The following is a 24482-nucleotide window of genomic DNA, read 5'->3' on the forward strand; positions in this document are numbered from 1 at the left end:
GTTCGGGCAACGCTTTGGAGCCCCAAGATGATTGCATCTGACACCCTCTCTCGCTGGCAATCTGCCGTTCCATTTTGGGTCTCATACCTGCTGGTCCCACTCATTTGGATGACCTCCTTCGCTGGTGGTTGGTGGGTCTTGATTGTGCCTCTTTCAACTTGGTGGGCCTTTGCTGTGCTGGATCAACTGACGGGGCTTAACTTGGAAAATGCCGACCCGGATGCGCCAGATGAAGAGCTGGACTGGTATATTTGGCTGACCAAAGCATGGGCTCCGGTGCAGTTCCTCACGCTTTACGGACTGATCTGGTACACGACCCGCGCAACGGGACTGACCACAATCGAAAAAATTGGCGTATTCTTCGGCATGGGCGTTATTTCAGGCACGATCGGAATCAATTACAGCCACGAGTTGATGCACCAGAAAGGCAAGCTGGAACGATGGCTGGGTGATATCCTGCTGTCGATGGTGCTTTACTCCCATTTCCGGTCGGAACATCTGCTGGTCCACCACCGCTATGTTGGCACCCCACGCGACCCTGTGACCGCACGCTACAACGAAGGCTTCCACCGTTTCTATCCGCGCGTCCTGCGCCAAAGTCTGAAATCGGCGTTTCACGCGGAAGCGAACAAACTGGCCCGCAAAGACCGCCCCTGGACAGCTTCCACGAACCCCTTCTGGCGGTATTGGGCCTTGCAATCGACCATGCTGCTTCTGGCGTATCTGCTCGGAGGATGGGCCGGGATAGGCTTATTCCTGCTGCAGGCAGGTACCGCGATCTGGCAGCTAGAATTGGTCAACTATGTCGAACATTACGGCCTGACGCGAAAATACCTGGGGGACGGTAAGTACGAACACGTCCACCCGCGCCACTCGTGGAACGCGTCGCATAAAGCGTCGAACTGGCTACTTATCAACCTGCAACGCCATTCGGATCACCATTACAAACCAAGCCGCAGGTTCCCTTTGCTGCAACACCATTCTCAGGACGCCGCCCCGCAACTGCCATATGGGTATCCGGTCATGACAATTGCTGCGATGATCCCACCATTGTGGCGACGCATCATGAACCCCAAGGTCCGAGCGTGGCGACGTCAATACTATCCCGAGATCGCCGACTGGCAGCCCTATAACAAGGCGCAGAACCCTCTGCCTCGCACCTAACCGCAGCACGCGCCAGCGTGCTCCCCCGCCCAACAGGAAGGATCGCATCTTTGATGCGGTTCTGACAGGCGGGAGCCCCTATTTTTGGAGCACCCAAAAATCCATCGGGGCGGCGACACCTCGCACCGTCTGATCCGGCCGCTGTTCAAATCCTGCCATCAAGTCTTCTGAGTTCGGTGTTTCTTGCAACGCTTGGGCGCGCAATGCATCGCTGACAATTATGCGGGCAGCGCATTCGCGCGTCATTGCCTCAAGCTTTGCAGCAACATTTACCGCATCGCCTATCACGGCGAACTCCAGCCGGTTCGCTCCGATATCACCCAGGACAACTGAGCCATAATGAACCCCTACTCCGATCTGGATCTCTGCCTCACCGGCGCGTTTGCGATCAATATTCCAGCGGTCGATCATATCGACCATCGACCGGGCACAAGCCAATGCATTGCTCGCATCCAATTCACCCGGCAGCGGTGTGCCAAACGTAGCCATCAATCCGTCTCCAAGATACTTGTCTAGCGTTCCATGGTGGCGAAACACCTCTGTCTCCATCCGCGCGTGGAACCCGCGCAACACCTCGATGACCTCATACGGATCGCGCCCTGCAGAAAACTTGGTGAACCCAACGATGTCGATGAAAAGAACCGCAATGTCTTCTTTGCGGACTTGCTTCAAAGGCTCATCGTTCTGGCTCAGCTCATCAACCACATTCGGAGAGAAATAGCGCGACAAGTTCGCGCGCTCACGTTCAAGCCCGGCATTCGACATCAACAAGCGATTGAGGCGCCGCATCGAAACACCAAGCGTCACTGCAACCATGACAAAAACAATCACCTGCTGAATACGAAGCGTCGGCATGAAACTGTTGGGATCCATGAATTCTGCGACGTCTGGATAACCTGCCAAGGCCTCGGATACACGCTCGCTGATCCCCGGTATCGGCGTGGAGACCCACCATGCGATAACCCAACCTGCTGTCCACATGAATGCCGTCCAAGTACCAATCGCGATGACGGTACGCCAGGAATAGGCAAGAGTTCCTGCAGCCAGAATGATGAAGAAATACTGGAAGTTGTCGAACCGATACTGCATTGCCAGCGGCCGCACGTCGTCGCTGAACGGGTTAGGAACGATCATACCCAATGTCATGATCAGCAGATCAATGAAGATCAAAAATAGCTCTGTTCGGGATTGACCAACGCGCCCCGCACGTCGGATCAGCCAACCATTGGCGCAGATCAGCAACAGAATGAAATGGTACCAGAGAACCTCCCAGTGGGGATTCAGGTAAATCAGCAATAGTGCCGTAAAGGCCATTGCGATCCAACGCGCCCGAACTGCAAGCTCCAAACCCTCACGCTTATTTCGCTCCAGCGCAGCTTCGGTGTACTTGTTGTCTAGGTCATAATTGTCCGGCTGCGTGAAGAACAGTCTGCTCAGACGAGATTGACTGGCGGTTGTCTCGGTCATTGCATCGGTCTCCCATATGCGCGGTCAGGGGCTACCCTATGCAATCATCCTATAGAAGAAAACAAAAGACCCCGCCAAAACGGCGGGGCAAGGCTTAGTGCCTTGTGTCAGGCCACAGGCACCGGCGGTATTGAGTAAATCAGCTATGCATCTCTGATCGGATCTGCTGACGCAGCACATCAATCGGCACAGTCTTGCCATCGCGTTTGAAGCACCAGTAAGTCCAGCCATTGCAGGACGGCGCGTTTTCAAGATGCGCCCCCACTTGATGGATCGAGCCCTTGACGTTGTCGCCTACCAACGTCCCATCCGCGCGTACCTTGGCCTTGTGGCGCTGGTTCATGGAATAAAGCTCCTCACCCGGACGCAGCATGCCGCGTTCGACCAATTGGCCAAAGGGCACGCGCGGCTCGGCGCGTTTGCTGGCGCTGACTTCCAGCGCCTCGCGGTCGAATTTACGGACCTTGGCGATGCGCTTTTCAGCTACCTCGCGATAGCTTTCTTCGCGCTCGATACCGATGAACTCACGCCCCAGCATTTTCGCAACAGCACCTGTGGTGCCAGTGCCAAAAAAAGGATCCAGCACAACGTCACCCGGATTAGTCGAGCCAATCAAAACACGATGCAGCAGTGATTCCGGTTTCTGTGTCGGATGCGCCTTGTCGCCATTTTCATCCTTCAAGCGCTCGTGCCCGGTGCAGATCGGCAGCACCCAATCGCTGCGCATCTGTACGCCTTCATTCAGCGCTTTCAGCGCTTCGTAGTTAAACGTGTATTTCGCACCCTCACGTTTGGAGGCCCAGATCATCGTCTCATGCGCATTGGTGAAGCGCTTGCCGCGGAAATTCGGCATCGGGTTCGATTTTCGCCAAACCACATCATTCAGAATCCAATAGCCAGCATCCTGCAGGGCGGAACCCACGCGGAAAATGTTGTGATAAGACCCAATCACCCAGATCGCACCATTGGGTTTCAGCAAACGATGCGCCGCTTTCAGCCAACCACGCGTGAACTGGTCGTAGGCGCCAAAGCTTGAGAATTGATCCCAGTGATCATCGACCGCATCGACTTGAGAGTTATCGGGCCGGTGCAACTGGCCTTTCAACTGCAGATTATACGGGGGGTCCGCAAAAATCAGGTCAACCGACGCCTCGGGCAGACTGTTCATCGCCTCGATGCAGTCCCCGGATAGAATCGTGTTTAAAGGGAGCGCGGTTGCGCCCTTCGTCTTGATTGTGGTCATATCACTGCCTCAGTTCCACGGCGCTTTTGCGCTCATTTGGTTGAGACAAGGATGAGTCAAAGATGATTCGCCGTCAATTTCTTTTTTGAATCAGCAACTTACAATTTACTCTTGATACAAGATATTGTGGACCGGTTTGAACGAACGTCTATGGTGTGGGGTCACCCCGAGATTTCGCAGCGCCTCGCGGTGCTGTTTTGTCGGATATCCGGCATTTGCCTCCCACCCGTAGCCGGGATGCTGTTGCGCCAAATCCACCATCAATTGATCACGCCAGATTTTCGCAATGATCGACGCTGCCGCAATCGACATCGATCGAGCGTCACCCTTCACCACGGCTTGCGAGGGTAGTTTCATCCCGCGCGGAATCATATTCCCATCGATCAGCAGAAAATCCGGTGCCGGGTCGAGCGCCGCGACCGCACGCACCATCGCTAGATGAGAGGCGCGCAGGATGTTGTGCTCATCTATCTCGGCAACTGTGGCTTCGGCCACCGCGACCTCTGCCCGATTGCGCAATGACTCATCCAAACCAACGCGACGTTTGGCCGTCAGTTTTTTGGAATCGTTCAGCCCGTCCGGAATATCCTGCGGATTCAATACCACCGCTGCCGCAACAACAGGCCCGGCCAATGGACCACGCCCAACCTCATCCACCCCGGCAATTCGGGTGTATCCGCGCGCTAGCAAAGCCCGTTCGAGTTCGAAATCAGGTGTCGTCATACCATTGGCAAACCGCGTTTCCTTGCCGGGCGCAAGAAAAAAGAAGAGGGCAGCTTGCGCCACCCTCTCCCGCGTGGCGCTTCTATGGCGCCACTCCTGCTCGAAACCGGTTACTGGTAAACGACGCGGTATCCTTTCTGGCGCAGGCAGGCGGGTTCGTATGCCCGTTTTACCCTTTTACCATTCCAGAAACCAACCTTGCATTGGTGTGGCAGGCTATCGGCATGTTTATAGTGCTTCTTCAGGCAGTTCGGCCCAAGCAGCGGACGCTTTTTCGAGTAGGCATTAAACGTACGCAGGCAACGTTGCGGCAAGTCATAACGAGCAACCCGCTTTGGCAGCGGGCGAACAGCATGTTTTTTCCTAGCCTTTTCCGCCTTGGCTTCAGCCTTCTTATGACGCTTGCGGCGCTCGGCCTCTTCGTCACGCTTCTTCTCTTGATGGTAGTGATTGACCGCCGCACCAATGATCGCGATTGCAGCCAGTCCTCCGAGAATATCCCTGGTATCTGCTGCCCGTGCCTGTGACGCTGAGATCCCGGTGATGGCAACGGCGACGGCTATGATCAGAGCAATAAATTTCCGGTGCATGATACGTGTCCTTTCGGATGATGGGGCAGGCCCGTGACGGACCGCGAAACTGATAACCCGACACTGCGACCACCCCCTCCAGACAAGCAATAACGGCAATCTGTTATCCAATATCAGCACCGCAAACCCCCTGAGGTTATTGAATATCCGCCCAACCCATGCGCAGGATGCAGCCCATGAAACAGATCCTCTCTTCTCTGGCTCTGACGGCCCTGATATCGGTTGGGTCGCAGGCCATCGCGGCAGATTGCTATGCCGACTACAAAGCCAAGCAGGACAATCCCTTGCGCCTGCACTATGGCGTCATGCAGGTCTCAAGCTGCGATAAGGGCTCGGCCCAGAACGAAGTCGCAAAGCGGCTGAAATCAAACGGCTGGACCCTGCTGAACGTGATGACCGTTTTTGAGGCGAATGGACTGGATCAAAGGAAGGCCAATGCCGGAAAATACTATCTCCGTTACTGAAGCGCGTCGCTCGGGGGTTCGGCTGGTTGGTCTGGGGATAGCGGCAGTCGTCGCGATCCTGGTGACTGCAGCGGTTTTCCTATTCTGGACGCTACCGGATGCGAACGCTTTCAACGCGCGTGTCGAGCGGTTGTTTGTCGAGTCTGACCTGACCTCACAATCCGAAATCCGCCTGCTGGAAATATTGGCCCAATCCGGCACAGCATTCGCCGATACGCTGTCCAGCTATCGCATGGTGATCTTCGTGCTGCTGGTCTTTGCCAGCGCCATGCTGATTACCGCGTTGGTGTTTCTGGTGATGCTAGTCCTGCTGAATCGCCGCATGGCGCAGATTGAGCGGACCGGGATTCAGGTGACCTCGCTGCTGATCAGCCGCGAGGAAAACACGGTTTACCTCAACAACATGGATTTCAGGCTAACTCCCGCAGCAATGGAAACCCTGTCGGTATTAGCCGAATCCCGGCTGGATGACGAAGTTCTGTCCGGAGCGCAGATCGAAGCCATGATTTCAGGGCGGAACGTGGTCGATTGCGAAGAAGCCGCTGGGGCCACCCGTATCAAACGCCTAAGGGACGCACTCGGCAATCAGATGGTCAGTGAATTGCTGGTGAAAAACATCGCCAAAAAAGGCTACATGTTGTCGATCGAAAAAGACGTAATTCAGATGGTCTGACTGCTTCACCGCGGTAAAATCTGTGTGCGCATCTTGGAATCGTCACCCTGAAGGCCCATCATATAAGGGCTTGGCCAGGGGAGGTTGCAGATGAACGTCCATGCCACACCAAATGTCAAAGGCTATGGTATTTCGGTTGAACCGTTAAAAGGGCGGATTGCGATCTACCGTGGTGATATCCTGCTCGCCGAAAGTCATAACGCCAAGGTCATGTATGAAACGCGGCTGCCCCCTTCGGTTTACATCCCGCGTGAAGACCTGTGCGTCGAACTCAGCCCCGAGACTGAGTTGCAAACATTCTGTCCGTTCAAGGGCACCGCAACCTATCACGACATCAGCCTGCCGGAAGAGCACCTGAGTAACTCGATCTGGGCCTATGAAGATGCCTTTCCCGAAAGCGCAGCCATTCAAGGACATATCGGCTTTATGCCCAACACGGCGACGCGGATCGACCTTGGAGAAAACCAACTTCGGCAACCCGATGACGGCAATATCAGCGGGCCTTTGATCGACTGGTTGATGCGCGGAGCGTCGGATATCGCAACACCCGATGCTTTCACCAAAGCACTGGCCGAGAAAATGCTGGAACACGGCATCGCAATACAACGCCTTAGCATCCTGGTCTGGTCGCTGCACCCGTTGATCGCAGGCAAACACTACATCTGGGAAAAGGACACGGCCGAGATTTCGACCCACACCCCGACCTACGAGATCCACGATCACCCTGCCTTTACCAATAGCCCCCTGCGCCACGTCTCAAACGGACTGGGCGGCGTGCGTCAACGCCTGAACAACGACAATCCGCATAACAGTTTTCCGATCATCGAAGATCTGCGCGCGAAAGGGGCAACAGACTATGTTGCCATGCCACTACCCTTTTCAGATGGGCGAATAAACGTCCTGACCCTGACCAGTGATCACCCAGATGGATTCACAACAGAAAACCTTGGCCTGGTTTTTGAGTGCTCTTCCGTAATCGCGCGCTTCTACGAGGTCTTCATGCAGCGCGAAAACGCCCAGGTTTTGCTTGAAACCTATGTTGGAAAACGATCGGGCGCTCGGGTTTTGGGCGGTGAAATCCGCCGAGGTGATGGTGATGATATAGATGCGGCTATTATGTTTTGCGATCTGCGCAACTCAACCGCGCTCGAAGAGACGTTGGGCCGCGATGAATACATCGATTTGTTGAACGCGTTCTTCGAAACAGTATCGGGGATCGTGCACGACCATGATGGAGAAGTGTTGAAATTCATCGGCGACGCGGTATTGGCTGTTTTCCCGGCGGGTGACGACGCCGCTAAAGCCCGGACCAACGCGCAGCTCTCGGCGATTGAGATCGTCGAGAAACTGGCTGAGCTTCGCAACGGCGAAAATGATTATCATTGCGACTGCTCAATCGGCGTCGCCTATGGTCGTGTTACTTACGGCAATGTAGGCTCACAAGAGCGGCTGGATTTCACAGTGATCGGACAAGCGGCGAATATCGCCGCCAGACTAGGGGAATATGGCAAAACAGCCGGTCACAGAATCGTTGTATCCCACGATATCGAGCCCGCCTGTAAACAGGCCATCCCGTTAGGAGAGATCAAGCTGCATAACGTTTCGCAACCGATTAGTTCTTTTGCACTGCAAGCTTCTGCAGATATCTAACCGGATACTTAAATTGTTAGCGGATACGACGCGTCGAAAGATCTGAACACCTAGTTGCCGAAGCCAGGTCTTTACCACACTCGAATTCACGCTTCAGAGCTTTGGCGATTTCTGACCCAGATCGAACTCCGTCCGACATCCGGAGTTTAGTATCAAAACCCGCCACCCAGCAGGATCAACGCCGTCTGCGCAGGAGAAGTTACACTCTGGAATTGCGCGATCTGGCTGCGGGCCAGATAGGTATCCGTCAAAATTTCGACGGCTTCTATGTCCGTAAATTGCGCCAGATCCGAGGATCCGGTGGCGCGTTGCAACCGATCCTTAAAGACTTCAAGTTGTTTGTCTAAATCCAACTGTGCAAATGATCTGGGCAGGCCTAATGCCGTTTCCATCATGTTGCGCAATGGTGGCAATCCCATAAGGTCGAACCATTTTCTGTTCTCACTACCACCTTGTTGAGCTATCTCGCGCAAGGCATGCTGCGTGAATAGTGCGATACGCACCGATTCATCGGATTCACCAACCGATATTTCGAACCGGGCGGCCATATTATCTTCGGCGATCTTCTCCATCGCGCTGACCAAACCCGTCTTTGGAATCTCACCCGGCCCCAATCCAAAAGCTTTTGCAAAGTCACGATATCGGTTGTCAGCCAACCTGTTCGCCAATGCATCCTCCGCCTGAGTACCGTCCGACAGCATCTTTTGTATAAAAAACCGATTGTTCAGATCATCTTCGAGGCCAAAGGCACCCAAGGCGATCTGTAGTAAGCGACGATCAGCAACCAGATCTTCAGCCGAGCGAACATTTCCTATGTTTTTCAGAAAATACGCTGTCTCACGCTCATTAATCGACGAGTTTGAAAAACTTTGCAGTTGCGCGTCATACGTCCGCTGAAGAATTCGCCAGCCCACAATTCCACCGGTGGGTACGACCGGTTGAAAGGTCATTGCTCATACGCCATCAACCGCTCTTCTCGCGGTAATAGAGAGCGCAACGCTTTTAGGCACTTATAGTATTGCTCGGCCACCAACGCTTCTGTGGCATCGGCCAACACCCGGCGGCTATCGGTATCTGTAAAGACTTGGCTTAACTCCTCTACGCGTCGCAGCAACTGCTGACGCGCCTGATCGGGTTCTGTGTCACCAGACAGCACAAGCTGTGCTGCATAGCAGACACGACGCACTGGAGTGTTCACCTCTTCAGGGTGAATAGCATCGCGCAGACGCAGAACATTGGCTTGCGGTGTCATGATGGAAAATCTGCTGCGGCGTTCACCATTTTCGATGACGACACCGTTGATCAGAACCCGCTCTTTTGGGGCAAGCTTTAGCACCAGACCGCCCATCAATTCCCCCTCATTTGACGCAGTCCTCGCAAGACTGCCATGTTGATTTCAAGCAGCGGCTCTACTGTCGCTTTATTTCCCAACACCTGACTGCTGTGTTGTTCCGTGAATTCAGCGAGATAAAATATTCGAGCCCGCAGATTGTTCGGCAGTGCATTATCAGCATCCGCAACATCGGTCGCCAACACGCTCCATAACCGGCGGTTTTCATGCAATGCCTGGACGAAGGCGCTAAAATCCGTTTCCATGCGTGCTGACGCAGACTTTAGGCGATGTGTGATTTTGGATATCGCCTCATATTCCGTATCCCGGGGCGTTCGCGTCGGTGCAGCAGATTGCGCATAAGCGCGTTGGGCGAGCGTTTGCGGAGTCACTTGAAATCCTTCCGATTGTCCATCAGCGGGCAGTTAAGGCCGGGGCACGGTACGCGCGCCCCGGCTGAGTTCCTGAATTAGCGGAACAGCGACAGGATGGACTGCGGAGCCTGGTTCGCAATAGAAAGAGACTGCGTCGCCAGTTGTTGTTGCACCTGCAGAGCCTGCAACCGCGCCGACGTCTCTTCCATGTCGGCGTCGACCAATGAGCCAATACCGGATTTGAACGAGTCCGCCAGGTTCGAGATGAACTCTTTCTGGGTTTCAATCCGGCCCTGCGACGAACCAAATGCGGCCGATGCATCAATCGCGGTATTGATCAGTGTCTCGATGGTTCCTAGTGCTGCCGCGGCACCTGCATCGGTCGATACGTCAATCGACGACAACGCACCCAAACCGCCTGCTCCGGCATTGGTGAATTGCGCCGAAACGGTCACATCGCGATCTGCGTCGGAACCCGCTGTTGCAGTCCCGGTAACGAATGAGAGCGTACCCGCCGCGCTGGAGTCATAGTCGATAGCCACACCGGTAATACCCAAGGCATCAATCTGGTTCTTCAACCCAACTGCGACAATCGCATCAGTATAAGCTGAGTCGTAGGTGCCCGACGGGTCCAGATCTCCAGCTTGAACCGTATAGGAAGCAACTTTGTCACCGATGGTAATCGACACCTGGTCACCAGCAGCAAAGTTGTCAGTCGAGCTGTCGATAACGATATCACCCGAACCGCCGGACTTATCCATTGTGAACCCGGCCGCATCATTGTCGGTGGTTACGTTATCCGACCCCGCCAGAACCCCCTTCGACGCATAGCCGCCGGTCGACAAATCCTGGCTCGCAACCGAAATTGATGATGCATTTACGTTTCCAGCGCTATCACGATCCAGCGACGCAAGAATGGACGCTGTACCTGCCGACCCATCGACTAGGTTTAGACCATTGAATTGCGCCGCGCCTACGACCGATGCGATCTGGTCCCGCAATGCCGTCACATCGTCATTGATCTTGCCGCGGTCGACATTGTCTTCCTGTGCCGCAACAATCTTGCCTTTCATCTGGTTCAGCAGATCTGTAACCGTTTCCGAAGCGTTCCGTGCAACTGCCACTGTGGATTCACCCAGCGCCAGGCTGTCTTTGATGGCGTTGAAACCCTTAACGTCCGATTCCATCACTTTGGAAATAGCCCAGACGGCAGAGTTGTCCTTGGCCGTCGCCACATCTTTACCGGTCGAAATCGCGTTCTGCGTCATCGCCAGGTTCTTGTTTACGGATTTGAGAGTTTGCAGCGCAACCATTGCGCCATTGTTCGTCAGAATGCTGGACATATTTGTCATCCTCTTTGCGTTCGAGCGCCTTCGACGCCCATGTTGGACCCACCGAACCGGCGGGCATTCCGTCGTTCTGACCTTTGCGTCGCGCCCTGTGGCCTTCGCGCCACCTGCTGTTCCAGGTGCAATCCCAACTTTGACCCTGATCCCCTAACGGAGTGCTAAGACGAATAAATCCAAAGCTTTGGATTTGAATCAAACCCAGCCTTATGCACGCTTCTCCAGCTTTGCCTGCAAGCGCACCGAATACCCATTCCGCTGACCCGCCGCGTCATAAGTACTGAACTCCTGACGCACGCGACGCAGTTCCGACATGCGTTCAGCAACGGCGCGGATGCCCTCGGCTGCACTGGTCAATAGTGCCTGATTACGCGCGACTTTCATCTGAACACGAACAAGGCCGTCGTTATCAATGACTTTCAGGCCGTTGAGAGCATCAATCAGGTCTTCCTTTTCAGGTGCCAATCGGTTCAGGTCGTCAAGATCGCCGCCTATCAATGCCTTACGCTCCTGATCCAGCAGATCCTCCAACGCCTTTATCGGATTTTCACCCATCGGCCTTCTCCATCATTGCATTAAAGAGAACCTCTGACAGACCAATTCCACCAGCGCGGGCCATCTGCTGGGCCTGCTGCTGAATTAGAAACGAAGAAAACTGATCTTCACCTGCGCCTCCTCCGAACGATTGCCGCGCCTGCCCAAGGCCCGCGGATTTCAACATCTCGGCGAGAAAGGTCGCCTCAAGCTCGATTGAGGCAGCTCTAAGCTTATCTGAAGCTTGAGCGGCCGGCGTCGTTGCTCCAATCGCTGATATCGACATTGGATTCTCCGTAAATTGCTTCGAACTTTCATGATCAAAGAGGAAAGCAGTTAAAATAATTGTAACCTCCTGAGGTCAGAGTCCGGGTCAGGCAAACACAGCCGGAGCAAGAAATGTCCAACCCGCTGACCGTTTTGACGGCCTCAACCACAACAGGAAGCAAATCCGATGCCCAGCACGGGGGGGCGCGAGAGAACAAGGGAGCTCAGGCCTTTGAGGACGTCATGAACGAAGAGGCCGAGTTGAACGATCCTGAGAGCTTGCCAACAATTTCAAAACAGAAAGTCGCAGTAGAAGAACAGCCGGATGTCGAAATCAACGACTCTGTTAGAACTACTGTGAAACCACTATCCCAAAACGGTGATGAGGAGCTGCCAAATCCCGAGGCTGCGTTTCCGCAACTGTTGACGCTTGCGGACAGCGAATTGCAAGCGCCAAGACAGTCGGAAATAGCAGTACCCTCGCCCGCTGTAGATCCGGTGTCTAATCAGAACATATCCACTTCACCAACCGATCAGACAAATAGGTCGACAACAATAAGTTCGACCACCCCTGCAGCGTCCGAAATCCCGCCAGCGCCGGAACAAAAATCCGATAAAGTTGAAAAACGGGTGCTCACACGGACGCTAGGTCGGTCCGGGATCAGCCCGGATTCGAATGCACGCCCGTTTCAGTCTCGAAATTCGACCGAAGTCGGCATCCGCCCGGATTTAGACACACCGATCGCGTCGGTATTTAAAGTAGTCTCGCAGCAGCAAACAGCTAGCGCCACAAATGCGCTGATATCGGCCCAAGCCACAAATATAGCTCCTGTGGACACAATCCGCGAACCTGCAACAGTACACGAGATTCTCGATATTCCGACACTAAAGGAAGCCACAATTGTGCCCACGCAGCGGGAAACCATGGGCATAACACCATTTATACCCCATCGCGCCGAATATGCCCGCGCCATTGCGGGCCAACTGGCAGCCGTCATCTCAGCAAGGCCCGGCGTTCAGGGCGTAGACATTGCCCTCAACCCCGAGGAACTGGGCCGCGTCTCGATCACATTAACCAACCGTGAAGATGGGTTGCATCTGATGATCATGACGGAACGGCCAGAAACGCTTGATTTGATGCGGCGGCACATCGCGCTGTTATCCGCTGAATTCGAGAAACTTGGATACCAAGGTATGTCGCTTGATCTGGGCCTGTCCGGTAACACAGCAGAGCAAGAAAAAGATCCCGAGGCTCAGCAGTTCTCTGACACATCGGAGGTCGCTGTTGATGAGATTCATAATGCACCAATAGTTCAATCCGGCCCGCGTGGTGGCCTTGATGTGAGGCTTTAAGCGATGATCACCCTGTCGAGTTCAACCGCAAACCCAATTGCAACCTCAGGTGTACCCAGCAACGCGCAACGTTCTGCTCTGACGTCGGATTTCGAGACATTCCTGCGCATGCTGACGGTACAGGCACGAAATCAGGATCCGCTGGAACCATTGGACTCATCAGAATACGCCTCGCAGCTCGCGCAGTTTTCGATGGTCGAACAACAGGTCAAAGCAAATGAACTTTTATCTGGTCTGGCTTTGACGTTGGGATCGGTCAATCTGAATCAGCTTGCCAGTTGGGTTGGTATGGATGTTCAAGTTGCCGCACCATTTCAGTTTGAAAACCAGCCTGTTACGCTCTTTGCCAGTGCAGCTCCTGATGCAACCAGAGCTGAACTGATCATCCGCAACACGCAGGGCGACGTGGTCGACCGAATTACCGTACCCGTCGATGAAACCGAATTCGAATGGCACGGTGTTGACAGTACCGGCACTGCGTTTCTGGCAGGGAGTTACTCTGCGTCTCTCGCGAGCTATAAGGGAGACAAATTGCTGGCTGAAACCCCCACCGCAGCTTTTGGCCGTGTTGTTGAGGCCCAAGTTGGTGACGGCGCGGTCATGTTAACACTTGAAAGCGGGGCAGAAGTATCTGCGAATGAGGTTACTCAAATCCGAACAGGTGCTTGATCTGTTGGGCGGCGCAGGTCAAAGCTTGGCAAAATCGACTCGCTGCTCAATCTGGTAACTTCCCTGTCTGACCAAATCCCACCTCCGCCAAAGCTGGTTGCCCAGTTACATTCTCAAGGGCTGATTGATGTTCGAGCCCAATTCCAGGTGCTGTACGGTGGGCGTACAAATCAGGTGTGGAAGGTACTGTCGGATCACAGCGACGCGGTCCTCAAGCTGTATCGCGCACCGTTTCAGAACCCACTGTTTCGCAACGACGCTAGACTTGAGGCGAACTGCTTGCGCGCACTCAACAGCACCGGCTTCGTGCCCAATCTACGGGCGACCGGGTCTTTCGAGAAGGCGAGCTGGGTTTACTACGATCATGCACCAGGCAATCCATGGCGCGAAGGCGTCGAAAACGTCGCGGTTCTGCTGAGGCGACTACACAGTCTATCGATAAATCTGGACCTCCCCACTGGCTGCAATGGCAGCGAGGATCTGAGATGCCATGCTGAGCAGATTTTGCGCAGTTGCCAGAACGCTGAGACACAGCAGCTGATCGCGTTGAAACCGCGGGGGCAAATACCACCCCTTGCCGAGCGATGTCTGATCCATGGTGACCCGGTGGCGGGCAACATTCTGCAATCATCAGCCGGGCTGACACTCATCGACTGGCAATGTCCGGCCTCGGGTGACCCATGCGAAGACTTAGCGATATTTTTATCGCCCGCGATGCAGCAGCTTTATCGCGGTACACCTCTGTCGGAGGTGGAGGTAACGAACTTTCTAACCGCCTATGATCGGCACCAAGTTACTGCGCGATACTTATCTCTGCGCTCTTGGTATGGCTGGCGAATGGCGGCCTATTGTCTGTGGCGGGTCGAAAACGGATCACCCGAATATGTTCGGGCCTTTGAATTGGAAATTCAGGCCTTATAGATCCGCAAGACCAAGCAATGCATAGGCTGGCGGCATCAAGGCACGACGCCATCTACCCAATGGAAAACGGGTTGGCGGTTGCTTGATCGGCAAAGGAAGCTCGCTCGGTTGCCCGAGGACCATCCGGGCGAGGGCTCGGCCACAATAGGTCCCCATAGCAACGCCGTTGCCGTGATATGCAAAGCCCGCAAACAACCCGGCTTGATCCGGAACCGGACCCGCAAAGGGCACGAGGGCGCGGGACAGGCAGACCATACCGGACCAGATATGCGTAACGTCAATCGAGGCCCACGCAGGAAACAAGCGTCTGAAATCCTGCAACGCCTTTTGCCGAATGCGCATTTCGGCACGGGGTGACGACATCAATCCCCCACGCATTCCGAACAGAAACCGCCTATCGGGCATCAACCGGAAATAATGCAGCAGGTTGCGCGTGTCATATGCGATCTGATCCGAAGTCCAGCCTTGAGCCTGTAATTCGTTTTGGGACAGAACGCGTGTGACAAAAGCCGTCGATTGCGTCGGCATATAGCGCGCAGCCATCCATTGGGGTAAATCCTCGCTGGAATACCCATTTGTGCAGGTTAGCACGTTCGAAGCCCGAACTTGACCGGTGGGGGTATGCAGATCAAAGCCTTGCGCGATTTTGCATATCTTCTGAACCGGGCTGTGTTGGTACAACTTTGCACCCTCAGCCTGCGCTGCGTTGGCCAAACCAAAAAGGTACTTACGAGGGTTCAAACCAAAGCCTACAGGCGTTGTGTATCCGCCAAAGAACGCGCCTCCCAACCCTAAATCTGCCAGTTCATGCTGCTCATGCAGCTGGCCTTCTGAGGCGACGCTTTGACGTAGTCGTGCCATCGCTCGCTTGGAATGGGCCAGTTGAGTTTCACCCCGCGAGTGCCTGTCCGCATCGATTTCATGACGCGCCAGAAGATCGGCAACCAACGACACTGCGTCTTTTTCAGCCTGAAAATATGCTGCTGCCTCAATTGCACCGTAACGGCGTCTGAGAGTGGCTTCACTGAGCTTCGAACCACCCAGACAGCAGAATCCTCCGTTTCGCCCTGACGCGCCCCAGCCCAGAGAGTTCGCCTCGAACACAGCAACCGATACGCCCTCTTTCGCTAAATGCAGCGCTGCAGATAGGCCCGTGAACCCGCCACCGATTATGGCAACATCGACCTTCAGCTCTCCTTGGTGCTTAGGCCAATCAGGTGCCTCAATCGTCTCGTCCCACCAGCATCCTGAACGAGGGGCCGCACTGTAGGCGTAATCCGAAAAGATTCGCTTCATTCGGTGCGCGCCGCGGCTTGTTCATCCTGCTTTTGCCGCATCATCGCGCGTTTGGTCACCAATGATGCGGTGATGACACCCACCGTTACCACAGCGATCATAAGCGTCGACAACGCGTTGATTTCTGGACTGACACCCAGACGCACAGCCGAGAAAATCTTGATGGGAAGTGTCGTGGCGGATGGTCCTGAGGTGAAGGACGCAATGACTAGATCATCAAGCGACAAGGTAAACGCCAATAACCAGCCGGAAACTACGGCGGGCGCAATGATCGGCAACGTCACTAGACGAAAAGCCTGCGCCGGCGAGCACCCCAAATCCAGCGCGGCCTCTTCCAGCGACCTATCAAATGTAACAAGGCGCGAAGAGACGACGACCGAAACGAAACACATGGAAAATGTCGTATGAGCCAGAACGATGGTCAGGATCCCCCGATCCAACCCGATCCCGATGAATAACAGCAGCAGAGACAGGCCCGTTATCACCTCTGGCATCACCAGAGGGGCGTAGATCATCCCCGAGAATAGCGTTCGTCCAAAGAACCGCCCGCCACGCACCAGAACATATGCCGCAGCCGTGCCAAGGATCGTCGCCAAAGTAGACGAGAACACAGCAACCCGCAGTGTAACCCATGCCGCGTCAAGGAACGCTTCGTTCTGAACCAGCTCTCCGTACCATTTGGTCGAAAACCCGGCCCAGACCGTGACAAGCTTGCTTTCGTTGAAGCTGAAGATGATCAGGATGATCATCGGGATATACAGGAACGCGAACCCCAACGTCAGCGACACTGTGTTGAACCAGCTGAGTCTGCTCATTGTTCAGCCTCCGTCTGCTTTTGCTGGTTGCGCTGGAACAGCACGATCGGAATCACAAGGATCAGTAGCAAAACAACGGCCACCGCACTGGCGACCGGCCAGTCGCGGTTCGAGAAGAACTCTTCCCAAAGAACCTTACCGATCATCAGAGTTCCGGAGCCACCCAGAAGCGACGGGATCACGAACTCACCAATCACCGGGATCATCACAAGAAAACAACCCGCGATGATACCCGGGCGTGAAAGAGGGATTGTGATCAACCAGAAAGCCTGCATGCGCGAACACCCAAGGTCTTCGGCGGCCTCGATCAGCGACCCGTCCATACGTTCTAGAGACGAGTAAATCGGCAGAATCATGAAGGGCAAATAAGTGTAGACGATGCCAATATAGACCGCCGTATTGGTGTTAAGAATGGTCAGCGGGGTTGAGATAATGCCCGTCCACAGCAGCAGTTGGTTCAGATAACCTTCATTGCTGAGAATGCCCATCCACGCGTAGACCCGGATTAGGAATGACGTCCAGAAGGGCAAGATAACCAACATCATGAATGTGGGCCGCCATTCTTCAGGCGCGCGCGCCATCGCGTAGGCGATCGGGTAGCCGACAATCAGCGTAAGAATTGTTGAAATCAGGGCGATTTTGACGCTGGAAAGGTAAGCTTTCCAGTATAGATCGTCCTCGGTCAGCCAAACGAAGTTCTCAAGATCAAGCTGGCTGAAGAAGTTCTTAATGCCTGTCCAGCCCTCAGAGAAATCCAATGTCGGCGTGTAAGGTGGAATGGCCAGCGCGGTGTCCGAAAGTGAGATTTTCAGAACGATAAAGAACGGCACCAGAAACAGCGCCAGAAGCCAGACATAGGGAATGGCGATCAGAACAGCGCGACGCATCAGTTTTCCAACAAGACTGCGGCAGTCGCTGTCCAGGACAGCCAGACCGGGTCTTCCCAAGTAAACGAGCGGCGCGAGATACGACGGGTATTCGCCGTTTGTGCTTTGATGATCGTGCCGTCTGGCAGCTCAACATGATAGGTCGACAGGTTGCCCAGATAAGCGATGTCATGCACCTTGCCCTGGATCGCATTGATCGCATCTGTGGGGCGCTCGGCTGAAATGGCGACTTTCTCGGGACGGATCGCCAGATGGCAGCCCTGCCCATCGGACAATTGGGTTGCAGTTGAGGCTGTGAGCGGAGGTTGCCCCTCGGCCCAATCAATCCGATAGTTTTCATCCCCTTGTGCCGTGGCGCGCCCTTCGATGATGTTCACGTCGCCGATAAAATCAGCGACATAGACGGAATTCGGTGTCTCATAGATGCGATCGGGTGTCGCCACTTGCATCAACTTGCCCTGATCCATGACAGCCACTCGGCTGGCAACGGTCATCGCCTCTTCCTGGTCGTGAGTCACGATGACAAAGGTCGTGCCGGTCTTTTCCTGAATGTCCATCAACTCGAATTGGGTATCTTGACGCAGCTTCTTATCCAGCGCCCCCAAGGGTTCGTCGAGTAAAAGCAGTTTTGGCGCTTTGGCCAATGACCGGGCCAGCGCCACGCGTTGGCGTTGACCGCCCGAGATCTGATGCGGCTTACGGCGCGCAAACTGCTCAAGGCGGGTCAGGCGCAACATCTCTTCAACTCGTTCTTCCAGATCGCGCTTGGGCATGTTGTCCCGACGCAGACCAAAAGCGATATTGTCCCAGATGCTCAGATGAGGGAACAGGGCGTAAGACTGAAACATCATGTTCACCGCCCGCTTATTGGGCGGGATCGGATCGATATCCTGACCCCCAAGAAGGATATGGCCATCGGTCGGAGTTTCAAAACCGGCCAGCATCCGCATCATCGTGGTCTTTCCGCAGCCCGACGGCCCAAGCAGAGCAAAGAACTCACGCTCATAGATATCCAGCGAAAGGTTATCGATTGCGGTGAATGCGCCAAATCGTTTGGTGACGTTCTGGAACTGGATCAAGGGTTTCGCCTGCGGGTCGTCCCACGGCGCAAAGACTTCAGTGTTCAAAGTGGCCCCCGGTAATCGGTCAGGATAAATATGGCGCAAGGCAGTTTGTCTGCCTTGCGCATCAATCAGATCAGGTGCCTGATTTCACTTTGGTCCAGAGACGAGTCACCACCCGCTGGGTTTTTGCCGGATAAGGCGTGGTGATATAGAGATTCTGCATCGTCGTATCATCCGGATAGATCGCCGGATCTCCGATTACGTCCTCTTCCAGGAACTCTTGCGAAGCCTTGTTACCGTTGGCGTAGTAAACATAGTTCGACGCGGCAGCCATGTTGTTGGCATCCAGAATAAAGTCCAGAAACTTGTGTGCGCCTTCCGGATTTGGTGCATCAACAGGTATCGCCATCTGGTCAAACCACATCAGCGAGCCTTCCGCGAATGGATGGTATTCGATGACCACACCATTTTCTGCCTCATCGGCACGATCCCGAGCTTGCAGAATGTCCCCTGACCAACCGACGGCCACACAGATATCACCGTTGGCAAGCGCATTGATGTATTCCGAGCTGTGGAACTTCTGCACATATGGACGCACGCCGGTCAGAACCTCTTCGGTCTTCGCAATGACGTCCGTGTCATGGCTATCCGGGTCCTCGCCGATATATTGCAGCACCATCGGAATGATCTCGGCGGGTGCATCCAGGAAATGGACACCGCACGAGGCCAGCTTTTCCATGTTTTCAGGCTTCAGCACCAGATCCATGCTGTTGAGCGCAACATCGTCGCCCAGCACCTCTTTGACCTTGTCGACATTCAAGCCGATGCCGGTGGTTCCCCACATATAGTTGATCGAGTAAGCATTGTTGGGGTCATACCCTGCGGTGCGCTCCTGAATCACATCCCACAGGTTTCCTGCATTCGATAGTTTGGCTGCGTCGAGTTCCTGGAACGCGCCGGCTTGAATCTGGCGTTGCAAAAACGTTCCCGAAGGCACAACCACATCATAACCTGACCCACCGGCCAGCATTTTGGTTTCCAGAACCTCATTGCTATCAAACACGTCATAGATCAGGGTCAGGCCTGTCTCTTCTTCGAATTTGCTCAGCAACTCCTCGTCAATATAGTCGGACCAGTTATAGACACGCACTTCTTCGGCAAAAGCGGCCGAAGTCCCCAATGCGACGATCGCTGTCATCCCCAGCGTTTTTAGTTTCATAGTCTTCTCCCTGCGATTATGCGGCTATTTTCACTTTTTTTTGGATTTGATCAAGTTTTGCGTTTTGCAGTGGTTTCACCTATGGTCGGAACAGGTGTAAATTCAGACAAGATAGAAACGCGCGGATTGAGGTAAACCATTTGGATTTGATCAAAAATAAGGCGAGCACACAGCCGGATGATGAAGAAAAACGCCCTGCGCATGAACAGGTCTATCGCACTCTGAAATCGCAGATCCTGTTTGGTGATCTTGTGCCAGGACAGCCGGTAACGATTCAGGGTCTGACTGATTCGTTGGGCGTAGGCATGACCCCGGTGCGCGAGGCGATACGACGCCTAATTTCTGACGGCGCCCTGATCTTTCAAGGCAACCGACGGGTCAGCGTACCCTTATTATCTGCCAATGATATCGAACAGATGATTTTTGCAAGAATATCAATAGAAACAGAGCTTTCAAGGCGTACCACCAGGAACATTTCGTCGACCGAAATTGACCATCTGGAGAAGCTGGATCAACGGCTCGACCTCATGATTACAGATGGGGATGTTGGCGGATATCTGCGATTGAACCACGCCTTTCATCAAGCCCTGTATTCGCATGCCGATGCCCCGATTCTGGTCGACCTGGCCGAACGTCTGTGGTTGAGATTCGGCCCTTCATTGCGGATTGTTTGCGGTCGATTCGGCACCCAAAGCCTACCCGATAGACATAAGGATATCATCGTCGCACTGCGCAATAAGGATGCGGAGAAGGCTGCTTTGGCAACGGCACAGGACATTGAGCAAGGTATGGGAATGATGGGCGACGCGCTGCCCAGCACCTAGAATGCAGCGATTCGATTGACAGTGTAAAATTTGATCATATTCTATCCTGCAATCACGCTTGCAGGAGAATCGCCGATGTCCACTATCACCAATCACATGCCCACCGCCGAATTGCAGGCGCTGGATGCGGCGCATCACATTCACCCGTTCTCGGCAAATGGATCGCTGGGTGAGGAAGGCGCACGTGTCATCACCCGCGCCAACGGCGTGTATCTGACCGACAGCGAAGGTGAAGAGATTCTGGATGCCATGGCCGGGCTCTGGTGCGTCAATATCGGCTATGGCCGCGATGAACTGGCCGACGCCGCCGCCCGTCAAATGCGCGAACTGCCGTATTACAACACGTTCTTCAAAACGACCCACATCCCGGCTATCGCACTGGCCGCCAAGCTTGCTGAACTTGCACCCGGTGATCTGAATCACGTGTTCTTCGCCGCTGGCGGGTCCGAGGCCAATGATACCAATATCCGTCTGGTTCGCACCTATTGGGCTGAGAAAGGTCAGCCGGACAAGAATATCATCATCAGCCGCAAGAATGCCTATCACGGTTCTTCGGTTGGATCCGCATCGCTGGGTGGTATGGCCGGAATGCATGCGCAAGGTGGCATTCCGATTCCAAATATTCATCACGTTAACCAGCCAAACTGGTGGGCCGAAGGTGGTGACCTCGCCCCTGAAGAGTTTGGCCTCGCCCGCGCACGCGAATTGGAAGAGGCCATTCTAGAGCTTGGTGAAAACCGAGTCGCAGCCTTCATCGCCGAGCCAGTGCAGGGTGCGGGTGGTGTTATCGTTGCGCCAGACACTTACTGGCCGGAAATCCAACGTATTTGCGACAAATACGATATCCTGTTGATCGCAGATGAGGTGATTTGCGGGTTTGGTCGGACTGGGAATTGGTTCGGGTCACAAACTGTCGGCATCAGACCACACATCATGACCATCGCCAAAGGCCTCAGCTCGGGCTACGCGCCTATCGGTGGGTCTATCGTAAATGATGAAATCGCCGAAGTTATCGGCAACACCGAATTCAACCACGGTTATACATATTCCGGCCATCCCGTTGCTGCTGCGGTTGCGCTGGAAAACCTGCGCATTCTGGAAGAAGAAGGAATTGTGGATCATGTCCGCGATGTTGCGGCCCCCTATCTGAAGAAGAAATGGGAGGCACTGGTTGATCACCCATTGGTCGGCGAAGCTAAGATCGTTGGAATGATGGCGTCAATCGCGCTGACACCGGATAAATCAAGCCGCGCCAAATTTGCGTCTGAACCCGGCACGATTGGGTATATCTGTCGCGACCGCTGCTTTGCGAACAACCTGATCATGCGCCACGTGGGCGACCGGATGATCATCTCGCCACCCCTGATCCTGACGCCTGAGGACATCGATGAGATGTTTGTGCGTATTAACAAATCGCTGGACGAAGCATTGGAAGAAATCAACAACAGGGGATTGATGAAATCCGCGTCCTAATCACGATCAAAGGGCGGCCCATTTGGTCCGCCCTTACTTTCAACGCATCCGCTCCAGCAGACTGAGCGACGGGTACCCGTCCGGAACCAGCCCTTGAGCGACCTGGAACGCTCGGACCGCATTGATCGTATTCGGACCGGTGCGACCATCAATCCCTTGAGTGTCAAACCCAGCCTGCGTCAACCGACGCTGCAACTCTTTCTTTTCGGTAAAACTCAGCACGCGATCTCCACGTGGCCATTCGGCTTGAAACGGAGCACCGCCTGCAAGCCGGTCAGACAGATGCCCGATCCCGATCACATAAGCATCGGCACCATTGTATGCCTCGATCACCTTGAAATTATCGAAAATCATCAGAGCAACACCACGGCCACCCGCTGGCAACAAAATTGCAGCTTTTCCATAGTCGGACACCACCTGGCCTGTGTGCGCCAGAACTCCTCGGGCCGCCCATTCTGACGGCATCAGTGTAACGTCTCGTCTTGCATCTGCATAATCAAAGCCGGATGGTAACTTGACCTCTACCCCCCATGGTTGGCCTTTGGTCCATCCATGCTTTGCCAGATAGGCAGCGGCCGACGCCAGAGCATCAGTTGGATCGTCCGACCAAATATCGCGGCGCCCATCGCCATCGAAATCTACTGCGTGATCCAGAAATGAGGTCGGCATGAACTGCGTGTGCCCCATCGCTCCGGCCCAACTGCCGACCATATTCACAGCATCCACGTCCCCGGACTGCAGGATCTGAAGGGCCGCGATAAGCTGGGATTCAAAGAAACTCGCCCGCCGTGCATCAAAGGCCAGTGTCGCGAGCGATCTGATAGTTTGCTTGCCACCCCGATAGGTTCCGAACGAGGTTTCGAGCCCCCAAATAGCGGTGACAACCTCTTTTTCAACGCCATATTGCGCCTCTATCCGCGTCAGAGTTTCCCGATGCCGGTCCAAGCCCGCGCGTCCATTCGAAATCCGCGTTTTTGAAACTGCCGAATCCAGATACTCCCAGATCGGTTTTGAAAACTCAGCCTGATTGCGATCTCGTTTGATGATGTTGCTGTCATAGGTCACCCCGGCCAATGCTCTGTCCAGCGTCCGGGCCGAGATTCCTTGAGCGCGGGCCCGCTCGCGAAACGCTCCAAGCCAAGCCTGAAAGCGCGCGTTCCCTTCGGCAGATACGCGATAATGTTCGACCTCAGGACGCAATACTGGTCTTACCGAAACCATCACGTCTGCCGAAGCCAGTTGAATATTGTCGACCAATGGTCGGGCCAGAGGCCTTATCGATTTGTCTGTTGTATCCGCCTGCACGATGGATGCCCATAATGCGGCGGTCATGACGCCACCTACGCACTTACGCATTCCGATTTTTCCTGATTACTGCTCAGGTTCAATGATAGCGCAAAATCGGTATTTCTCAAAATGTAGAAAATTAGCTTTCCTGTTCCTGTGCCTCGCGTTCAGCACGAATGCGGGCAATCGCCTCTCGCAGTAACGGCACGCGCTTGGGGCGGAAGCTTTCGTCGGACACGTCCATGTCTTGCATACGGTCCAGCCGGAAAACGCGAAAGTCCTCGCGCAAGTGACACCAGCTGAGCAGAACGCTGGCGCGATCCATGTAGACGATACTCAGTGGATTGACCCGACGCCGGGTTCCCACGCCCTTGGCATCGGTATAGGCAAACTCAACCGCGCGTTCGTCCCATGCTGCTTGGCGCAGGACTGCAACATCAATTGTTGGCACCGCTGGCCTGTCAAACCGCGTGGCAGTCAGAACAGCATGACTTAGTCGGTGGGATTGGCGCTGCGGCAACCGGCCCTGCAGCTTTCGCAAGGCCTCGCTTGCCGCATCAGACAGCGCCGGATCGCCAATCAACTGCACCTCTCGTAGACCTAATACCAATGCTTCAAGCTCGTCATTGGTAAAACCCAGTGGTGGCAAAGTTGCATCTTCGATCAGGGTAAACCCAAACCCGGCCTCGCCGTCTATTACGGCCCCCAGAGCACGCAAAGCATCGATGTCCCGATGTATTGTACGCGGTGAAACGCCCAAATCCTGTGCCAGCTGGACCGACGTTCTGGGTGATGGGCCAGAACGCAGGGCTTGCATCAACTGAAACAGGCGAGCGGTACGAGACATAC

General features: G+C 54.5%; 27 protein-coding genes. 10 read left to right on the forward strand and 17 right to left on the reverse strand.

Annotated elements, in window-relative coordinates:
• The first annotated feature begins 27 nt into the window (after window positions 1–27).
• Window positions 28–1164: an alkane 1-monooxygenase gene (locus AC2FI7_RS14040; RefSeq protein ID WP_010440765.1), complete on the forward strand. Its 1137-nt coding sequence runs from the start codon at window positions 28–30 to the stop codon at window positions 1162–1164.
• A gap of 78 nt (window positions 1165–1242) precedes the next feature.
• Here the strand turns inward: AC2FI7_RS14040 and AC2FI7_RS14045 are convergent, their stop codons facing one another.
• From AC2FI7_RS14045 to AC2FI7_RS14060, 4 genes are all read right to left on the reverse strand, one after another.
• Entirely contained in the window at window positions 1243–2631 is a 1389-nt protein-coding gene (locus AC2FI7_RS14045) for an adenylate/guanylate cyclase domain-containing protein (RefSeq protein ID WP_010440763.1), read from the reverse strand.
• Between the two features lie 139 nt (window positions 2632–2770).
• Entirely contained in the window at window positions 2771–3874 is a 1104-nt protein-coding gene (locus AC2FI7_RS14050) for a site-specific DNA-methyltransferase (RefSeq protein ID WP_010440761.1), read from the reverse strand.
• 105 nt (window positions 3875–3979) lie between these two features.
• Window positions 3980–4597 (reverse strand): ribonuclease HII, encoded by a 618-nt coding sequence (rnhB, locus tag AC2FI7_RS14055; protein WP_029621872.1) that lies wholly within the window; start codon window positions 4595–4597, stop codon window positions 3980–3982.
• A gap of 110 nt (window positions 4598–4707) precedes the next feature.
• Window positions 4708–5187 (reverse strand): hypothetical protein, encoded by a 480-nt coding sequence (locus AC2FI7_RS14060; protein ID WP_010440757.1) that lies wholly within the window; start codon window positions 5185–5187, stop codon window positions 4708–4710.
• Between the two features lie 176 nt (window positions 5188–5363).
• On the opposite strand from AC2FI7_RS14060, the gene AC2FI7_RS14065 reads away from it, so the two are divergent.
• The 3 genes from AC2FI7_RS14065 to AC2FI7_RS14075 all read left to right on the forward strand — a co-directional run bounded on the left by AC2FI7_RS14065 (window position 5364) and on the right by AC2FI7_RS14075 (window position 7974).
• Window positions 5364–5651, forward strand: a complete 288-nt coding sequence (locus AC2FI7_RS14065) for a hypothetical protein (RefSeq protein ID WP_010440755.1) — start codon at window positions 5364–5366, stop codon at window positions 5649–5651.
• Window positions 5623–6324: a winged helix-turn-helix domain-containing protein gene (locus AC2FI7_RS14070; RefSeq protein ID WP_010440753.1), complete on the forward strand. Its 702-nt coding sequence runs from the start codon at window positions 5623–5625 to the stop codon at window positions 6322–6324. Before AC2FI7_RS14065 ends, AC2FI7_RS14070 begins: the two co-directional genes overlap by 29 nt.
• 90 nt (window positions 6325–6414) lie before the next feature.
• Complete coding sequence (locus AC2FI7_RS14075) at window positions 6415–7974, forward strand: DUF427 domain-containing protein (RefSeq protein WP_010440751.1); 1560 nt, start codon at window positions 6415–6417, stop codon at window positions 7972–7974.
• Between the two features lie 152 nt (window positions 7975–8126).
• Here AC2FI7_RS14075 and AC2FI7_RS14080 read toward each other — a convergent pair whose 3' ends face one another.
• The 4 genes from AC2FI7_RS14080 to AC2FI7_RS14095 all read right to left on the reverse strand — a co-directional run bounded on the left by AC2FI7_RS14080 (window position 8127) and on the right by AC2FI7_RS14095 (window position 11021).
• Window positions 8127–8924: a DUF1217 domain-containing protein gene (locus AC2FI7_RS14080; protein ID WP_496816198.1), complete on the reverse strand. Its 798-nt coding sequence runs from the start codon at window positions 8922–8924 to the stop codon at window positions 8127–8129.
• Complete coding sequence (gene flbT, locus AC2FI7_RS14085) at window positions 8921–9322, reverse strand: flagellar biosynthesis repressor FlbT (protein ID WP_010440747.1); 402 nt, start codon at window positions 9320–9322, stop codon at window positions 8921–8923. Before flbT ends, AC2FI7_RS14080 begins: the two co-directional genes overlap by 4 nt.
• Window positions 9322–9696, reverse strand: coding sequence for a flagellar biosynthesis regulator FlaF (gene flaF, locus AC2FI7_RS14090; RefSeq protein ID WP_010440745.1), 375 nt, complete (start codon window positions 9694–9696; stop codon window positions 9322–9324). The genes flbT and flaF overlap by 1 nt, the downstream gene beginning before the upstream one ends.
• Window positions 9697–9773: 77 nt before the next feature.
• The gene (locus AC2FI7_RS14095) at window positions 9774–11021 is read right to left on the reverse strand and encodes a flagellin N-terminal helical domain-containing protein (RefSeq protein ID WP_010440744.1); all 1248 of its coding nucleotides are present in this window, start codon (window positions 11019–11021) and stop codon (window positions 9774–9776) included.
• On the opposite strand from AC2FI7_RS14095, the gene AC2FI7_RS14100 reads away from it, so the two are divergent.
• Complete coding sequence (locus AC2FI7_RS14100) at window positions 11011–11178, forward strand: hypothetical protein (protein WP_162096913.1); 168 nt, start codon at window positions 11011–11013, stop codon at window positions 11176–11178. The genes AC2FI7_RS14095 and AC2FI7_RS14100 overlap by 11 nt on opposite strands.
• 53 nt (window positions 11179–11231) lie before the next feature.
• Here the strand turns inward: AC2FI7_RS14100 and AC2FI7_RS14105 are convergent, their stop codons facing one another.
• Window positions 11232–11579 (reverse strand): flagellar biosynthesis protein FlgN, encoded by a 348-nt coding sequence (locus AC2FI7_RS14105; RefSeq protein WP_496816199.1) that lies wholly within the window; start codon window positions 11577–11579, stop codon window positions 11232–11234.
• Entirely contained in the window at window positions 11572–11844 is a 273-nt protein-coding gene (locus AC2FI7_RS14110) for a rod-binding protein (RefSeq protein ID WP_010440740.1), read from the reverse strand. The genes AC2FI7_RS14105 and AC2FI7_RS14110 overlap by 8 nt, the downstream gene beginning before the upstream one ends.
• Before the next feature lie 113 nt (window positions 11845–11957).
• Between AC2FI7_RS14110 and AC2FI7_RS14115 the strand changes: the two genes are divergently transcribed.
• From AC2FI7_RS14115 to AC2FI7_RS14125, 3 genes are all read left to right on the forward strand, one after another.
• Complete coding sequence (locus tag AC2FI7_RS14115) at window positions 11958–13178, forward strand: flagellar hook-length control protein FliK (protein ID WP_496816200.1); 1221 nt, start codon at window positions 11958–11960, stop codon at window positions 13176–13178.
• A gap of 3 nt (window positions 13179–13181) precedes the next feature.
• Window positions 13182–13847, forward strand: a complete 666-nt coding sequence (locus tag AC2FI7_RS14120) for a flagellar hook capping FlgD N-terminal domain-containing protein (RefSeq protein WP_496816201.1) — start codon at window positions 13182–13184, stop codon at window positions 13845–13847.
• Between the two features lie 174 nt (window positions 13848–14021).
• Window positions 14022–14768: a phosphotransferase family protein gene (locus tag AC2FI7_RS14125; protein WP_496816202.1), complete on the forward strand. Its 747-nt coding sequence runs from the start codon at window positions 14022–14024 to the stop codon at window positions 14766–14768.
• On the opposite strand, the gene AC2FI7_RS14130 is transcribed toward AC2FI7_RS14125, so the two are convergent.
• From AC2FI7_RS14130 to AC2FI7_RS14150, 5 genes are all read right to left on the reverse strand, one after another.
• Window positions 14763–16064 (reverse strand): NAD(P)/FAD-dependent oxidoreductase, encoded by a 1302-nt coding sequence (locus AC2FI7_RS14130; protein WP_010440732.1) that lies wholly within the window; start codon window positions 16062–16064, stop codon window positions 14763–14765. The genes AC2FI7_RS14125 and AC2FI7_RS14130 overlap by 6 nt on opposite strands.
• Window positions 16061–16879 (reverse strand): ABC transporter permease, encoded by an 819-nt coding sequence (locus AC2FI7_RS14135; protein WP_170780872.1) that lies wholly within the window; start codon window positions 16877–16879, stop codon window positions 16061–16063. Before AC2FI7_RS14135 ends, AC2FI7_RS14130 begins: the two co-directional genes overlap by 4 nt.
• On the reverse strand, window positions 16876–17766 hold the full coding sequence (locus AC2FI7_RS14140) for an ABC transporter permease subunit (protein ID WP_010440728.1): 891 nt from the start codon (window positions 17764–17766) through the stop codon (window positions 16876–16878). Before AC2FI7_RS14140 ends, AC2FI7_RS14135 begins: the two co-directional genes overlap by 4 nt.
• Window positions 17766–18893 carry an ABC transporter ATP-binding protein gene (locus AC2FI7_RS14145; RefSeq protein WP_029621870.1) on the reverse strand — a complete coding sequence of 376 codons (1128 nt, stop codon included), beginning with the start codon at window positions 18891–18893 and terminating at the stop codon, window positions 17766–17768. Before AC2FI7_RS14145 ends, AC2FI7_RS14140 begins: the two co-directional genes overlap by 1 nt.
• 70 nt (window positions 18894–18963) lie before the next feature.
• A complete protein-coding gene (locus AC2FI7_RS14150; protein WP_010440724.1) occupies window positions 18964–20049 on the reverse strand; it encodes a polyamine ABC transporter substrate-binding protein in 1086 nt (361 codons plus the stop codon).
• A gap of 140 nt (window positions 20050–20189) precedes the next feature.
• On the opposite strand from AC2FI7_RS14150, the gene AC2FI7_RS14155 reads away from it, so the two are divergent.
• Both AC2FI7_RS14155 and AC2FI7_RS14160 read left to right on the forward strand, forming a co-directional pair.
• On the forward strand, window positions 20190–20873 hold the full coding sequence (locus tag AC2FI7_RS14155; protein ID WP_010440722.1) for a GntR family transcriptional regulator: 684 nt from the start codon (window positions 20190–20192) through the stop codon (window positions 20871–20873).
• A gap of 75 nt (window positions 20874–20948) precedes the next feature.
• The gene (locus AC2FI7_RS14160; protein WP_010440720.1) at window positions 20949–22346 is read left to right on the forward strand and encodes an aspartate aminotransferase family protein; all 1398 of its coding nucleotides are present in this window, start codon (window positions 20949–20951) and stop codon (window positions 22344–22346) included.
• A gap of 39 nt (window positions 22347–22385) precedes the next feature.
• Here the strand turns inward: AC2FI7_RS14160 and AC2FI7_RS14165 are convergent, their stop codons facing one another.
• Entirely contained in the window at window positions 22386–23702 is a 1317-nt protein-coding gene (locus AC2FI7_RS14165; RefSeq protein ID WP_010440718.1) for a lytic murein transglycosylase, read from the reverse strand.
• A 70-nt stretch (window positions 23703–23772) separates the two neighbouring features.
• On the reverse strand, window positions 23773–24480 hold the full coding sequence (locus tag AC2FI7_RS14170) for a helix-turn-helix transcriptional regulator (RefSeq protein WP_010440716.1): 708 nt from the start codon (window positions 24478–24480) through the stop codon (window positions 23773–23775).
• Window positions 24481–24482 lie beyond the last annotated feature (2 nt).

It is taken from the genome of Ruegeria sp. YTSA064 (genome assembly GCF_059610325.1).